Annotated in this window: 14 protein-coding genes; 4 read left to right on the top strand and 10 right to left on the bottom strand. The window is 52.8% G+C overall.

From position 1 onward, the window contains the following. Positions 1 to 55 precede the first annotated feature (55 nt). Positions 56 to 700 carry an alpha/beta fold hydrolase gene (locus WKR14_RS14250; protein ID WP_101054987.1) on the top strand — a complete coding sequence of 215 codons (645 nt, stop codon included), beginning with the start codon at positions 56 to 58 and terminating at the stop codon, positions 698 to 700. Between the two features lie 2 nt (positions 701 to 702). Further along, complete coding sequence (locus WKR14_RS14245; protein WP_025887273.1) at positions 703 to 1,092, top strand: DUF423 domain-containing protein; 390 nt, start codon at positions 703 to 705, stop codon at positions 1,090 to 1,092. Positions 1,093 to 1,276: 184 nt separating this feature from the next. Here WKR14_RS14245 and WKR14_RS14240 read toward each other — a convergent pair whose 3' ends face one another. Next, entirely contained in the window at positions 1,277 to 3,415 is a 2,139-nt protein-coding gene (locus tag WKR14_RS14240; RefSeq protein WP_226565774.1) for a M3 family metallopeptidase, read from the bottom strand. 273 nt (positions 3,416 to 3,688) lie between these two features. Between WKR14_RS14240 and WKR14_RS14235 the strand changes: the two genes are divergently transcribed. After that, the gene (locus WKR14_RS14235; RefSeq protein ID WP_224866191.1) at positions 3,689 to 4,267 is read left to right on the top strand and encodes a thymidine kinase; all 579 of its coding nucleotides are present in this window, start codon (positions 3,689 to 3,691) and stop codon (positions 4,265 to 4,267) included. 78 nt (positions 4,268 to 4,345) lie between these two features. Next, positions 4,346 to 5,356: a tetratricopeptide repeat protein gene (locus tag WKR14_RS14230; protein ID WP_101054993.1), complete on the top strand. Its 1,011-nt coding sequence runs from the start codon at positions 4,346 to 4,348 to the stop codon at positions 5,354 to 5,356. Between the two features lie 30 nt (positions 5,357 to 5,386). On the opposite strand, the gene WKR14_RS14225 is transcribed toward WKR14_RS14230, so the two are convergent. The 9 genes from WKR14_RS14225 to WKR14_RS14185 form a co-directional block, all read right to left on the bottom strand. Further along, complete coding sequence (locus WKR14_RS14225) at positions 5,387 to 6,502, bottom strand: FUSC family protein (protein WP_339086584.1); 1,116 nt, start codon at positions 6,500 to 6,502, stop codon at positions 5,387 to 5,389. A gap of 205 nt (positions 6,503 to 6,707) precedes the next feature. Next, positions 6,708 to 7,169: a methyltransferase family protein gene (locus WKR14_RS14220; protein ID WP_089110951.1), complete on the bottom strand. Its 462-nt coding sequence runs from the start codon at positions 7,167 to 7,169 to the stop codon at positions 6,708 to 6,710. Positions 7,170 to 7,382: 213 nt separating this feature from the next. Beyond that, entirely contained in the window at positions 7,383 to 8,774 is a 1,392-nt protein-coding gene (locus tag WKR14_RS14215; RefSeq protein ID WP_089110952.1) for an NAD-dependent succinate-semialdehyde dehydrogenase, read from the bottom strand. Between the two features lie 341 nt (positions 8,775 to 9,115). After that, positions 9,116 to 10,228 (bottom strand): glycerol dehydrogenase, encoded by a 1,113-nt coding sequence (locus WKR14_RS14210; RefSeq protein WP_335921405.1) that lies wholly within the window; start codon positions 10,226 to 10,228, stop codon positions 9,116 to 9,118. Positions 10,229 to 10,538: 310 nt separating this feature from the next. After that, entirely contained in the window at positions 10,539 to 11,120 is a 582-nt protein-coding gene (locus WKR14_RS14205; RefSeq protein ID WP_412485952.1) for a hypothetical protein, read from the bottom strand. Positions 11,121 to 11,272: 152 nt separating this feature from the next. Then, the gene (locus tag WKR14_RS14200; RefSeq protein WP_101055001.1) at positions 11,273 to 12,313 is read right to left on the bottom strand and encodes a linear amide C-N hydrolase; all 1,041 of its coding nucleotides are present in this window, start codon (positions 12,311 to 12,313) and stop codon (positions 11,273 to 11,275) included. Between the two features lie 89 nt (positions 12,314 to 12,402). Then, the gene (locus WKR14_RS14195) at positions 12,403 to 12,846 is read right to left on the bottom strand and encodes a hypothetical protein (RefSeq protein WP_339086579.1); all 444 of its coding nucleotides are present in this window, start codon (positions 12,844 to 12,846) and stop codon (positions 12,403 to 12,405) included. 64 nt (positions 12,847 to 12,910) lie between these two features. Beyond that, complete coding sequence (locus WKR14_RS14190) at positions 12,911 to 13,333, bottom strand: DUF1801 domain-containing protein (RefSeq protein WP_101055006.1); 423 nt, start codon at positions 13,331 to 13,333, stop codon at positions 12,911 to 12,913. Between the two features lie 100 nt (positions 13,334 to 13,433). Next, entirely contained in the window at positions 13,434 to 13,823 is a 390-nt protein-coding gene (locus tag WKR14_RS14185) for an NUDIX hydrolase (RefSeq protein WP_165565370.1), read from the bottom strand. Positions 13,824 to 13,850 lie beyond the last annotated feature (27 nt).

Raw genomic sequence — 13,850 nt, 5'->3', positions numbered from 1 at the left:
ATTGTGGTTTATTCGAATCCAAGCATGAAAATTATTGTATCTTCGAACAGGGCTAATGATGGACTTGAACACTAACTGGCTGCTGGATCAAGGTAAGGACAATGACACTCTGGTGTTGTTTGCCCATGGCGCCGGTGCCGATATGCACAGCGACTTTATGGCGGATTATGCCGCGCTGTTGGCCGCCAGCGGCCCGAGCGTGCTGAGGTTTAACTTTCCTTACATGGTCAAGCGTGGCGAGGATGGCAAGCGGCGTCCGCCGGACCGGGCACCTGCGCTGCTGCAGTCTTTCGAGCAGACCTTGGCGGCAGCGGTTGCCGCGTTTGCGCCCAAGCGACTATTTTTGATGGGCAAATCCATGGGCGGGCGGATGGCGGCCATGCTGGCGGCCAATGATAAATTGGCAATGACCCCCAGCGGCGTTATCTGCCTTGGTTATCCGTTTTTGCCGCCGAAGAAGACCGAGCCCAGACTTGAACCCCTGTGGGAATGTGCCTCGCCTCTGCTTATTCTGCAGGGCGAGCGCGACAGCTTTGGCAAGCGCGAGCAGTTGGCCTCCTGGGCGCTGCCCGAGCAGGCCAAAGTACGCTTTATTACCGACGGAGATCATAGTTTTGTGCCGCGCAAGTCGTCGGGAAAGGATCTTAAGGCTAACCTGCAGGATGCAGTGAAAGAATCACTTTTATTTATCGGGAGTTAGTTATGCGTAAGGGGTTATTGTTACTGGCGGCCATCAGTGGTTTCTTTGCCGTTGCTCTGGGAGCTTTTGGCGCCCATGGACTCAAGACCATTGCACCTGCCGAGTTGATTGCAATATTCAACCTGGGGGTTGAGTATCAGTTCTATCATACCTTTGGTTTGATAACCTTGGCCTTTGCCGGTCACTGGTTTAAGTCGCGTCTGATTGACTGGGCTGCCGGGCTGTTTATCGCCGGGATCTTTATGTTCTCCGGCTCGCTGTATCTGTATGCCCTGACCGGCACCAAGTGGCTGGGCATGGTAACCCCCCTCGGTGGCAGCTGCTTCCTGGTGGGTTGGCTATTGTTGGCGGCAGCGGTATGGCGTCATCGCATGGATGAAACCGGGCTCTGAGTTTATGACTTCCGCAAGCGATGTTTTTTAATTGGCCTCCTGAGGTTACGGCAACTGGATTGCTAGCCAGATAAGCGTGAGGCTTTTAGGAAAAGAATAAAAAAGCACCTTAGGTAATAACAACCAAGGTGCTTTTTGTTGTTTAAGCCACAGATGAGTCTCTATGGCTTAGATTGCAGGCTTATTAGAGCAGACCGCGACGCTTGAGCAGGGCATCGGTTGTCGGCTCCTGGCCACGGAAGTTTTTGTAGGCTTCCATAGGTGGCACGCTGTTACCCACTTCTCGGATAGTCTTGCGATACTTCATGCCGATATCGCGCTTGAGGCCGCCTTGGCTCTGCACATAGGCAAAGGCGTCGGCCGCCAGGATTTCGCTCCACATATAGGCGTAGTAGCTGGCGCTGTAGCCACCCGGGAAGGCGTGGGCAAAGTAGGTCGACTTGTAACGTGGTGGCACGGCTTCAATGTTCAGGCCGTGTTTTTCAAGTGCCTTGGCTTCAAATTCGGCCACATTTTGCAGTGGTGCGTCTTTGCCCAGCGAATGCCATTCCATGTCTACCAGGGCGGCTGCCATATATTCCAGGGTGTCGAAGCCCTGGTTGAAGCTGCGGGACTTCAGCAACTTGTCCAGCATCGCCTTGGGTAAAGGCTCACCGGTTTGGTAGTGCTTGGCATAGTTGGCCAACACTTGTGGATGACCGGCCCAGTCCTCTTCGAAGGTAGATGGGAACTCGACAAAGTCACGGGATACCGCAGTACCTGACAGGCTGGGATAGGTTACTTTGGAGAACATGCCATGTGTGCCATGGCCCAGCTCGTGGAACATGGTGGTTACTTCATCATAGCTGACGAAGGTGGCTTCGCCTTCCGGTGCCTTCTTGATGTTCATCACATTGACCACCACAGGCTTTTCACCCTTGAGCAGGTTCTGACTGACGAAAGAGCTCATCCAGGCACCGCCGCGCTTGCCTTCACGGGCGAAATAGTCGCCGTAGAAGATGGCCATGCTGCTGCCATCGGCATCAAACATTTCCCAGGCTTTGACATCAGGGTGATAAACCGGCAGATCCGGCCGTGGCTTGAAGGTCACCCCATAGAGTTGGTTGAGAGTAAAGAAGACGCCGTCTTCCAACACTCGATTGAATTCGAAGTAAGGCTTGAGGCTGGCCTCATCCAGATCATACTTCTCCTGGCGCACCAGCTCGGCATAGAAGGCCCAGTCCCAAGGTTTGAGCTGGAACTTGCCACCTGTCTTGTCGATCATCGCCTGGATATCGGCGGCTTCTTTCTGGGTGTTGGCGACAACGGCAGGCACCATGGAGCCGAACATCTCATAGACGGCCTCGGGCGTCTTGGCCATTTGTGGGCTCAGACGGTAACTGGCCCAGTTATCAAAGCCCAGCAGGGCGGCACGCTCGGCACGTAGTTGTGCCAGACGAGCGACCAGAGAGGCGGTTTCATTCTCTCCTTCAAGGCCGCGGTAGGCAGAGGCTTCCCAAATCTGCTTTCTCAGCTCTCGGTTTTTCAGCTGAGTCAGCACAGGCTGGCGAGTGGTGTTGGTGATGCTGATAAGGTATTGGCCATCAAGACCGGCGGCCTTGGCATCGGCCGCGGCATTGCGAATGGCCGAGTCGGACAGGCCGTCCAATTGAGCGACGTCAGCCACAGTTACGGCAATCTCTTTGTTCATCCGCATCAGTCGTTGCTGGAATTCGTTCACCAGCTTGGACTGTTCTTCGTTCAGAGCGCGGATCTGGACTTTCTCGTTCTCGGTCAGCTTGGCGCCGGCGAGCACAAAGCGTTGGTGGTACACCTCAATAAGGCGCACTTCTTCGCTGCTCAGGTTCAGTTGCTGACGCTGGGAGTAGAGGCTGTCGATACGGGCAAACAGCTCCGGGTTGAGATTGACGTTGTCTGAATGGGCCGCCATCTTTGGTGCCATTTCACCCTGAATTTTACGCAGTTCAGGGTTGGAGTTGGAGCTGGTCAGGTTATAGAAAACGCTTGAGGCGCGGCTCAGTAGTTCACCGGACTTTTCCAACGCCACAATAGTGTTGGCAAAAGTGGGTTTCTCTGGATTGTTGGCAATGGCCAGCACTTCCTGGTAGTGCTCGGCAATACCGGCTTCCAGCGCAGGCTTGAAGTGTTCATCTTTGATCAGGCGAAAATCCGGAGCCTGATATTGCAAGGTGCTCTTGGCAAAAAGTGGGTTGTTTTGGGTGGCTTCAGCTCTTGCCAGATTGGTGTCTTGAGACGTGTGGGTGCTGCAGCCAGAAATAGCCAGAGTGGCGCCAACGGCCAGCGCCAGAAGAGATTTTCGCATTGATATGACTTCCATCTTTAGTTATGAGTTTTTTAGCGCAATTTAGCACTTGTTGCTTAAAAGTGGCTGAATTTGATGATTATAGCCTACATAATCCTGATGTTTATATGCCAGAGGCTTATTGAGGTAGAAGTGTAACAAATTGATTTTAATGACTAGATTCAGTGAATACTGAATCAATGCCCAAGTTTGATGGCATGGGGCATGCGTCCTGTATTTATGTGGTAAAAAGTGTAAAATTGCGGCCGGAATTTTTCTCAGGGGAGAGCCGTTTTGGCGCAACTTTATTTCTACTATTCGGCGATGAATGCCGGAAAATCCACCTCTTTACTGCAGTCATCCTATAACTATCGTGAACGCGGCATGCACACCCTGGTGATGACCCCGGCGATAGATGACCGTTTTGGAGTGGGAAAGGTCGCCTCCAGGATCGGTATTGAATCTGATGCACGCATTTTTGCCCATGACGATAATCTGCTTGAGATGATCCGCGCTGAACACGAACGCCAGCCTCTGCACTGCGTGCTGTTTGATGAATCCCAGTTCCTCAGTAAAGAGCAGGTCAAGCAACTGGCCTATGTGGTCGACATCCTGGATATTCCCGTACTCTGTTACGGTTTGCGTACCGATTTCCAGGGCGAACTGTTTGTCGGCAGCCAGTACCTCTTGGCCTGGGCCGATAAGCTGGTAGAGCTGAAAACCATCTGTCACTGTGGTCGCAAGGCCAATATGGTGATCCGTCGTGATGGTACGGGCAACCCGGTACGAGAAGGAGAGCAGGTAGCCATAGGTGGCAACGAGAGTTATGAGTCTGTTTGTCGTAAGCACTATCGCGAACTGATTTGGGACTGATGCGAGGCGCAGTATTTAAAATACTCAAAAGATAAAAATTCAATCGCGAAAAGCCAAAGATATAAAGAAAGGAAGCTTATGTCGTTCAGTTCTCCCATCGGATATTGCCTGTTATGGCGGGTGTTACCGGTTTTATTGTTGAGTTTGTCACTGGGCTTAAGCCAGTTGCAACATGCTGTCGCCGGGCAGAAGGTGCCAAATTCAGAAGTTAAAGTGATTCAAAAGCTTATTTTTGAAAGGAAGATGGCAGAGGCGGCGCCCAGGCTGGATACGGCCATGGCAAACTACCCGGATTCGGGGCGGCTGGCATTTTTGCTTGGTCAGCTTTATTACTTCAGTAATCTCCCTAATTATCCCAAGGCGGTGGCAGCCTATGATAAGGCCGAGCTCATGCTGTCCAAGGACCCTGAGCTGTATTTTTTCCGCGCCGCGGCCAAGGCTCAGGTGCTGTCCGCTTATTCCCAGCGCCAGAGTCCGGACTATGTCGGCGCACTGGCCGATTACCGCAAAGCCGAGGCTTTGGGATCGGAGCGGGATCTCAGGTTGGATATTGCCAGGGCAATCTATGAAACCCGGAACTATTCGGCGGCGCTGGAACAGATAAACCGCTATCTCAATAACAAGCCTCAGCTTTGGGCCGATGGCCAGATGCTCAAAGGTAATATCTTGGCACAAATGGGCCAGCATGAGGCGGCGCTCAAGAGTTATCAACGCGCTGCGAGGCAGTATGACTATCTGGATAAGCTGCAGTTCTATCAGGCTGTCAGCTTGCGGGCGTTGGGACAATCCGATGAGGCTCTAGCGCAGCTCGACAAGGGGTTAAAGCGTCAGGGCCGTGCTTACTTGCAGCTTGTCTATCTCAAAGCCATGCTGAGCTATGAGCAGAAACAATACCAAGAGGCGGCCCTGTTGTACCAGCAGCTGATTGAAAGGCGCCGCGACTGGGCCTTACCCTTACTCGGCTATTACAACAGCTTAAGCCAGATGGGCGAGGGACCCATCAGCATCAGCCATATACTGGATCTGGCACTCAAGCTCGACCCCGAGGTTGTGGTTCACTTTCATCAGCAGGATCTGTTGCGACTGTAACGCCCGGCAATTGGCTGATTACTCGGCCAATTACTCGGGAATATCCAACTGGCGCTGGGCAGATGCTTTGCGCTTATAGGCCAGATCCAGACTGGCCAGCTCGCCATGAATGGCCAACAGTGCCTGGGCAAGTTGATAGATAAGCCAGCTGTAACCGCTGAGCGCAAAGTCTTGATGCGCCGCTTCCGGCGAGTCGTCGCTCGATTCAGATGGCAGTTGCTTAAGCAGCTGTTGCTGCAATTGATAACCAAGTCCCAAGGGGAGTTTAGGACAGTCGGGCGTGTTGCCGGCCACATAGTCCGCCAGATAGGCGAACTCTCGCTGCAGCCCACTGGCCACCTGCTTAACTCTGGCGTAAGCCGCATCTTCTTCGGCCTTCCAGCGGGTGAGCAGCAGTAGTTCCAAAAGCGTGATCACCCTTATCTGTTTGTTGGCCAGCTCGGTTAGAGTCTGGGCCTCTTTCTTTAATGTTTGGCTTTCCCATTCCAGCGAAAACAGCAGCTTTTTCTGCGCCAGCACCGCCTTCATTGCCGTCTCCAGCGACTTACGGGCATTTTCCGGCTCTTCCTGGCCGGCATTGAGATGCTGCTCCAACACTTGGGTCATGATTTTCAGTGAACTTGCCAGTTGTGCCCGCCAGTCCTGTTTGGCCTTGATTGGCAGCACAAACAGGGAGACCAGCACGGCAATCACGCAGCCGATGAGAATATTGGCGGTACGCCACAGAGCTTCTGAGGTGTCGTGGTTGGCGTCACCTATCACTATGATCATGGTGAACCCAGCTACCAGATAGGCATAGCTGTAACGGCCGGCGTTGAGATAACAGACTATGCTGACCCCGAGGATCAGCAACCCCATCAGATCCCAATAGCCGTTCATCAAGATCACCAAAGAGACCCCGTAAGCCGAGCCCAGGCAGGTGCCTACAGCCCGCTGCAGCGATTTTTCGATAGCGCCGCCCACCTGTGGCAGGCCCATCATGATGATCACTATGGTGACCATACTCCAGACAAAATGAGGCAAAGACCAGATGGTGTTGATGGCGGCGGCAATAAACAGCGCCAAGGCCAGTTTTACCGTGTGTACGGCACGGGAATGGCGGTAGATAAAATCGGCGAAGGCGGAGGCTCTGGCAAACAGGGGCATGGCAGTGTCTCAAAAAATGTGGTTGACCGTCAGCGGCAATTATGCCAGAGATGTGCGGCGATAGCGTCTCGGGGATGAGCTAAAGATGCAAACTGGGAAGCTGAATTAGCGGCGGATAATATGGTTGTGAGCTGGGTCACGGCTATAGTGCTCTGGGAGTAAGCATCTTTGGCTCCGTCATGCTTTTTCTTCGCTAGATAAGCGGCTAAATCCAGCGTCTGACTTTTTGACAATACAAGCGGTAGCTGTCACCAAAGAGTTGCTGCATTGCCCGTTCTTCCGGAAGGATTTGAAAGCGTTGCAAATAAGCAACAAAAAGGGCGATTAAAAACAGTAACCAGAGACTGTTGAGAAAGACGGCCTGTGCCAGCAGCAAGAGTACAAACCCCAGGTACATGGGGTTGCGTGAGCAGCGGTAAATACCTGAGGTCACCAAGGCCGAACTCTGTTCCGGCACCCTGGGATCCGGCGTGGTTCCATGGCGTTTGAAGCTCAGTACTCCTGCCAAAGGAATAACCAGCCCAGCAGTCAACAGAGAAACAGCGAGCCCCAAACTAAAGGTCGGATGCAGGTTTGAAGAGGGTAAGTAATAGGATGTCAGTTGCAACAGTAGCGCAAACAGCAGCAAGAGCGCCAGGGGTGGCAGTTTCTTTTCCAGTCCGGACATGAATTACACGGTTTTGAGTATTAGGTATCGGTTAAGATGACATGGACAAGGTATTGAATACAAGGGCATACCATTGGCTATTCCCGTTTTGGCGCAGCCGCGTTCTGTGCTTTGTGCCAACACCAGTCAGTTTGCCAGTCGATTTGACTGTGGCGATAAAAGACCCGGCCAGGTGCTCGGGTCTTTATCGAACTAAATATGCTTCAAGCGCGATCAGAAGGGAGCGTTGATATCCACCACGTTGATCAACTTGTGGTTGACGAACTCTTTCAGGCCTAAGTCGATCAGTTCACGACCATAGCCGGAGCGGCGGATGCCGCCAAAGGGCAAATCAGCCTTAACCATGGTGGGGTGGTTGACAAACATCATCCCGGTAGAGACTTGCTTGGCTACCGCCAGACCGCGCTGTTCATCGGCGGTGAACACAGAGCCACCGAGGCCGAAGGGCGAATCGTTGGCAATGGCAATCGCTTCCTGTTCATCCTTTGCCTTGAGGATCATGGAGACAGGGCCGAAGAACTCCCAATAGTAAGCCGGGTTGTCCGGGGTCACATTGGTAAGTATGGTCGGCTGTACAAAAGCGCCTTGCTCCGGCACTTTGGGACCAACTTCGGTAGCTGTGGCACCATGCTCAACCGCTTCACGAATTTTCTGCTTCACTTCATCGGCAGCACCCTGGGAAGACAGGGGCGCCAGAGTCGTGTTCGGATCCATAGGGTCACCGGCTTTAAGCGCGGCTACGCCTTTGGTATAGCCTTCCATAAACTTGTCATAAATGGCTTCCACCAGGATCATCCGTTTGGATGAAACACATACCTGACCGGCATTCCAGTGACGGCCGAATACCGCCCAATCTATGGTTTTCTCAAGCTCGGCATCTTCCAGCACGATAAAGGCGTCAGAGCCGCCCAGCTCCAGAGTGGATTTTTTCAGCGCCTTACCGGCCTGAGAGGCAATAACGGCGCCTGCACCTTCAGAGCCGGTCAGAGCTACGCCATGTACCTTGGGTGAGTTGATGATCTGCTCGACTTGATCCCGGGTAGCATACAGGTTCTGGAAGGCGCCCTGTGGCAGTCCGGCATCCCGCATCAGGCTCTCAAAAGCGGCGGCGCACTGAGGCACATTGGAAGCGTGTTTCAGCAGCAGGGTGTTGCCGGCAGAAAGTTGCGGAGCCAAGATCCTGGCTATCTGGTAATAGGGGAAGTTCCAGGGTTCAATGGCCAGCAAGACCCCAAGAGGTTCATTGACCAGCAGCGCTTCCCCTTCGGCGGGATCGGCCACAGGCAGTTTCTGCGGTGCCAGCAGTCTCTCGGCATGCTCGGCATAGTATTCGAGGATCTGCGCCGACAGTTCTACTTCGGCCTCGGCCTCTCCAATGACTTTACCCATCTCTAGGGTCAGCAGCTCTGCATAGCGGCGCTTGCTGTCTCTGAGCAGGGCAGCAGCCCGATTGAGTATTTCAGCCTTGTTGGCAAAAGAGGTATTGCGCCAACTCAAAAAGGCCTGGTGGGCCGATTCAATTGCCTCTGTGACTTCGGCATCAGTGGCATTGGGAAATTCTTTGATGAGCTCTCCCGTGAAGGGATTGATCGTTGCATATGCCATGTGTTCCTCCCAGCGTTGCAAGTAATAGGGTATTGATGCCAACTCCTGGCATCGGGTGAAAATGTTTGAAGTTATCGTGGGTTTTGCCCCTCAGAGGCGAGTGGCAAGAAAAAGCTCAAACCTTTCTACGCTTTAAATGGCGACATTTGTGTGATCTTGATCGCATCAGTCGCCTGATGTCTACCGGTCGGTGATTTTTAATCCTTTTTTGTTAATTCTTTGTTTTTAAAAAACTTAAAAACAGCATTGACCAACAAAAATGCAACTTATCGTTTTGATCTTGCGCAAGGGAAGATGCAACCCCTCGCTTTCGGGAGAGAGGTTGCATCCTTTGTATCTTGTCAGTTCTGGTGGCTATAGCGTTCGGCCATGGCATTGGCTGCGATCATTGCCTGATAGACATCATCGGCACTGACCGCCATAGGCATATTGCCCATGGTATCGCCTTCGGCGCAGGCGATTTCGGCAACTTTACGCCACTCCTCCTCACGGAATTGTTTCAGCCCCATATCTGCCAGAGTCAGCGGCAAACCCGCGGTTTTAATGATGCGGATAACATTGTCGATTTCGCTCTGTGGGGCGTTTTCCAGCACCAGTTGGGTCAAGAGGCCAAAGACCACCTTTTCGCCGTGCTGGGCGTTATGTAATTCGGCAACTGCCGACATGCCGTTATTGACTGCGTGCGCTGCCGCCAGGCCACCGGCTTCGGCACCAACACCGCTTAAATAGATGGTTGCTTCTATGGTTTGCTCCAGCGCCGGGGTGACTATCTTATTGTTTACCGCATCCATGGCGGCGGCCACATTTTCACTGAGCAATTGATAGCACAGTTGTGCCAGACCAAGGCCGGTACGCGAAGGCTTTTTCAGCACCAGGTTGACACCGTCGGCTTGATAACAGGCCCTGGCTTCAAAGTAGGTGGCCAGGGCATCGCCTATACCTGCAGCGAAGAAACGCGCCGGCGCGGCAGCGATTATGCTGGTGTCGGCAATCACGGCATCCGGATTTTGTGGCAGGAACAGATAGCGTTCAAACTCACCCGCTTCGGTATAAATCACTGATAAAGCCGTACAGGGAGCATCGGTTGACGCTATGGTGGGGTAGAGAACGACAGGGTGCTTAAGGTGGAAGGCAACGGCCTTGGCGACATCCAGTGTCTTACCGCCGCCGACACCGACAATTACGTTGGCATGAGCCTGCTCAGCCAGGGCGACAAGACGCTGGATCTCGACTTCACTGCACTCGTAGTTGAATTTTTCCAGTTGGTTGTTGATGCCGTTTTGCTCAAGCCCCGTCAGGGCTTCGTTCTCAAGCCTGCTGAGAATAAACTCATCGGCGATAATAAAAGCATTGTCGCCGAAGTCATGCACATATTCGTGCATTTGCGACAATAAGCCTTTGCCAATAATGAACTTTTTTGGAGAAGTGACGGTACGTGGAACTGCTGTGCTCATATGGCCTCCATTACATTCAGACTCGGATCCTTGTTCAAAGAGACTCTATCACAGCCAAGATTTAATGCTATGGCGTAATCATCTGGTTTTTATTGGATTAACAGTAAAATCAACTGCAATGAGGTTTTGGTCCCTGGTCGGGGAACTGCCACTGGCCTTTTATTTGGAGAGGTTGCAGTGATGGATATTAAAACCTAACCGGGCAAGGACTGGGGAGAGCGGCGGCAAGATAGCAACAGTTATTGAGCTTTGCTTAAGGTGGTGGCAACTGGATAGTCGCCACCTTTTTTAGCGGAACGATGTTCGGCCGCTATCCATTCCCTTTAGGAGGGGATTGGCGGCATTGGTTCAGCAGGGTTTGCAAGTGGCCACCGAGCTGCTGATCTTTAATATCAGTGCCGTTTTTCAGTAGCTGTTCGACATCCGCCAAAGCCTTGTCTATTCCCTGGGATTCGATAAGTGTGCTGACATAGGCGGCGAGATCCGCGCCCTTATTCAGCAGTGCGGCTGCGTTTTCAAAGCTGAAGCCTTGCTCCAATAGCTGTTGAATTTGGCCGAGTAGCTCGCTGACCCTGGCGGGCTCTGCCAATACGCCATCGACCTGGATCAGTTCACCAAGCGGATCCTGGCTGAGCTTTTCAGCGACGCAGGCGGTCACTGAGCTGACCTCGGCGCCGCGATTGATGGCATCCAGACCTTGAGAGCGGATCTGCTCAATGGCTTGTTGTAATTGCTGATCCCTGGCGAGCCACTGCTGCTCCAGTTGTGCCTTTTCATCTGTGGCAAACCAGCCGCAGCCGGAGAGAGTGCCAAGGGCAAGCGCCGAAAACATCCAGAGAGCTGCTTTTCTGGCGGGGAAATGCTTTTTGCCTAGGGTGTTGGACTGCTTCATCCACAGGACTCCTGCAAAGGTTCTTAGAAGTCACAGTATCGGCTATCAGCCTTAAGCCGGGCTGAACAGCTTGAGTCCTTTAGTTGGTATGCGCATTTAACAGCAGGTTGGGCAAGGTAGACGGGAGCCTAGGCTCCCAGCCTGTTTAGAGATTAAAGCCCGGCGAACGTAAAGGGCTTGGCCGTGACAAAGTCCGGTAGTGCGTTACCTGAGTAGAGGCTGCTGTTGTTAATGGTCAGCTTTTTCACCTTTTGCAGCTTGTCAAAGTTGATGCCCTTCATATCGACCCAGAAGGTGTTGGGGGTCAAGGCGGTTTCAAAGTAATACACCCGATTTTTATGATCCGAGACCGAGCGCCACCGGGTTGAAGAGATATTCGGCTCAGTCTCGGAAGCTATGCCGAAGGGCACAGAGGCGTTACGAATGACGCTGAAGGCGCCGGCAACCGCTACTCGGGTATTGGCTGTCTTGGGAATGGCATCCATATAGAAAGAGGCCCTGACAAACCTGTCAGCGGCGCGGTTGGTTCCCGGTAACATGGTGAAGCCGCCAATCTGCTGCCAATACTGGTTCAGTGCCAGTTGCTGCTCGAAGATGGGGGAGTTGGTCATGACCCGGTACTTTGGGTCGTGATGGATTACCAGCTTGCCGTCTATGTACTCGAATATGGCGCTGTCACCTGTGGCATCGGAAATCGACAGATGCAGGGTGGCAAAGCGTTGGGTGCCGGGAATATTGGCGGAAACCACCACAAAAGGCTCGGCTCTCAAAGCATCGACAGTTTCGGCGACTGTGGCAAAGTTATCCAGTACATATTGCACCCAGGCGGCGACCGACAAGCCTTTTCGTTTACCCTGGTATTCGGGATAACTCGACTCTGCCAGCCAGAGCAGATTGGCCACCAGGCCCTTCTCATTCATGCCGTCGGTGCTTGAGATATCAAAGGCGCTGGTGATCAGGCTGCCGTAGCGTGAGGTCCAGGTGACTGAGTTGTCGCCGACTGCCCCATGACGCTGCATGCCGCGGGGAAACAGCCACAGACTCGCCGGGATTTCGTCGCGCCAGTCCATGGAGCGGGCGGTGATCACCAACTGGTCTTCGCCGTGATAGACGGCGCGGGTACAGGCCTGCGCAGTAGTGCCAATAACCAGCATTAACGCGCTGCTGATTAAAGCGATGAGTTTACGATTCATAGTGACTTCCCTGTTTGATTGCCAAAGAGAATGAATAAGTTAAAGGTGTTGAATACCTGATGGCAAGCCTGGTTTGTTTATTCTGCCCATCAGTGCTGCCTCAAGTGAAACAGTGCCTCCAGACCTGGGTTTTCTGTGTCTTCCCCCGGATGATACAGGTAACAGCTGATGCGGGCATAGTTATCCAAATCGCCGCGCCACAGGCAGTTGGCTTCAATATCCCGCTCTTGTTGCTGAAAGCGGATCCTAAGCACCTTGGCATCGCCGTTCAGCACCGGCTCTATGGTCGCGGTCCCTTGAATGCTTACACCTTCTATCTCCCGATGCACCTTAAGTTCGCCGCCCTGCTCATAAATGCTCATTTTGCCCGTGTAGCTGGCATCTGAGTCAATGGCTTTGCCAACCAACTGATAATGGCCCTGCAGATACTGCTTGAAAAGCTCATCTACTTCGGCCATTGCCGTAGGCACCAGGCAGAGGGAAATTAAGGGCAAACATAATATTGCCAAACGGCGAATAAACAGTTTATTCATTGACCTTCCTTAGATTTGTACATCTATAGCTTGGTGCATCTTTGCTGCTGCTCTGGCAGCCTACTTACCGCTTTGATTGTTTCAGGGCCTTGTTGTGGTTAAAGTCGGCAGCGGCGCTTATCAGTGCCTTGAAAGCCGCTTCATCCAAGGGTTGGCCCTGGGTAATATCTATGGCTCTACGCTGTTTGCCCTCAAGACCTGCATTAAACAGCTGGTGGGGATCCGCCAGCGAAGCGCCATTGGCAAATGTCAGTTTCAATTTGGCTTTGTATGACTCGCCGGTACAGAGTATGCCTTGGCTTGACCATACAGGTACACCGGACGGGTTAGTTGGCTTTACCCATTTGCACTCTTCAACTACCTCGGGAATCGCCGCCTTGATAAGTTCGCGGATATGGCCAAGCATCTCGGCGCGCCAGCCGCCCAGGGCGGCAATCTTGTGGTCGATAGAAACGCTACCGTCAGTTTGCTGCAATTTTTTGTCCATCTGTGTTCTCCCTGGCTCGCTTGCGAGTGCGAGCCTGACTCTGTGTTATCTGGCTGCAGGATAGACCAAGTTGGACAAAGGTGCTCCGGCGAACGTCGATTCAATGGTCGCTGCCAAGCAATTTTACGATTGCCTGCTGGGCCGCCGGTGCGCATTTTGCCATATCTGCTATGCCTATCCAGTCCAGGCTTTCTATCTCGGCTGCGGTATTGATGTCGCCACTAAAGCCCGCGCTGAAACAGTGCATGGTCAGCTCAGTGTCCTCAAGGCCAAAGGCCTTATCCGTGATGCTGAACCTGTGGCAAATGGTGTCTTGCTGCAGTTCTATGCTGAGCTCTTCCTGCAGTTCCCGTGTCAGGGCTTGTTCAAGGGTTTCACCTGGTTCAGGTTTGCCGCCGGGAATAAAGAATTTATCTTTGCCCTTGGATTTGACACACAAGACTTCAGCGTTTTTTTTATGTAGCCAGGCGACACTATGTAATTGTTTCATGGGGTTCCTTGTTTACAACTAAAACCA

Origin of the sequence: Shewanella chilikensis (assembly GCF_037953065.1) — a bacterium.
Taxonomy (GTDB): Bacteria; Pseudomonadota; Gammaproteobacteria; order Enterobacterales; family Shewanellaceae; genus Shewanella; species Shewanella chilikensis.
This window is presented reverse-complemented; position numbering and strand designations above follow the sequence as displayed.

What these genes read in the sequence shown, in the direction of transcription:
- WKR14_RS14250 (WP_101054987.1), top strand. Translation starts at nt 56, where the DNA reads ATGATGGACTTGAACACTAACTGGCTGCTGGATCAAGGTAAGGACAAT.
- WKR14_RS14245 (WP_025887273.1), top strand. Translation starts at nt 703, where the DNA reads ATGCGTAAGGGGTTATTGTTACTGGCGGCCATCAGTGGTTTCTTTGCC.
- WKR14_RS14240 (WP_226565774.1), bottom strand. Translation starts at nt 3,415, where the DNA reads ATGCGAAAATCTCTTCTGGCGCTGGCCGTTGGCGCCACTCTGGCTATT.
- WKR14_RS14230 (WP_101054993.1), top strand. Translation starts at nt 4,346, where the DNA reads ATGTCGTTCAGTTCTCCCATCGGATATTGCCTGTTATGGCGGGTGTTA.
- WKR14_RS14225 (WP_339086584.1), bottom strand. Translation starts at nt 6,502, where the DNA reads ATGCCCCTGTTTGCCAGAGCCTCCGCCTTCGCCGATTTTATCTACCGC.
- WKR14_RS14220 (WP_089110951.1), bottom strand. Translation starts at nt 7,169, where the DNA reads ATGTCCGGACTGGAAAAGAAACTGCCACCCCTGGCGCTCTTGCTGCTG.
- WKR14_RS14215 (WP_089110952.1), bottom strand. Translation starts at nt 8,774, where the DNA reads ATGGCATATGCAACGATCAATCCCTTCACGGGAGAGCTCATCAAAGAA.
- WKR14_RS14210 (WP_335921405.1), bottom strand. Translation starts at nt 10,228, where the DNA reads ATGAGCACAGCAGTTCCACGTACCGTCACTTCTCCAAAAAAGTTCATT.
- WKR14_RS14205 (WP_412485952.1), bottom strand. Translation starts at nt 11,120, where the DNA reads ATGAAGCAGTCCAACACCCTAGGCAAAAAGCATTTCCCCGCCAGAAAA.
- WKR14_RS14200 (WP_101055001.1), bottom strand. Translation starts at nt 12,313, where the DNA reads ATGAATCGTAAACTCATCGCTTTAATCAGCAGCGCGTTAATGCTGGTT.
- WKR14_RS14195 (WP_339086579.1), bottom strand. Translation starts at nt 12,846, where the DNA reads ATGAATAAACTGTTTATTCGCCGTTTGGCAATATTATGTTTGCCCTTA.
- WKR14_RS14190 (WP_101055006.1), bottom strand. Translation starts at nt 13,333, where the DNA reads ATGGACAAAAAATTGCAGCAAACTGACGGTAGCGTTTCTATCGACCAC.
- WKR14_RS14185 (WP_165565370.1), bottom strand. Translation starts at nt 13,823, where the DNA reads ATGAAACAATTACATAGTGTCGCCTGGCTACATAAAAAAAACGCTGAA.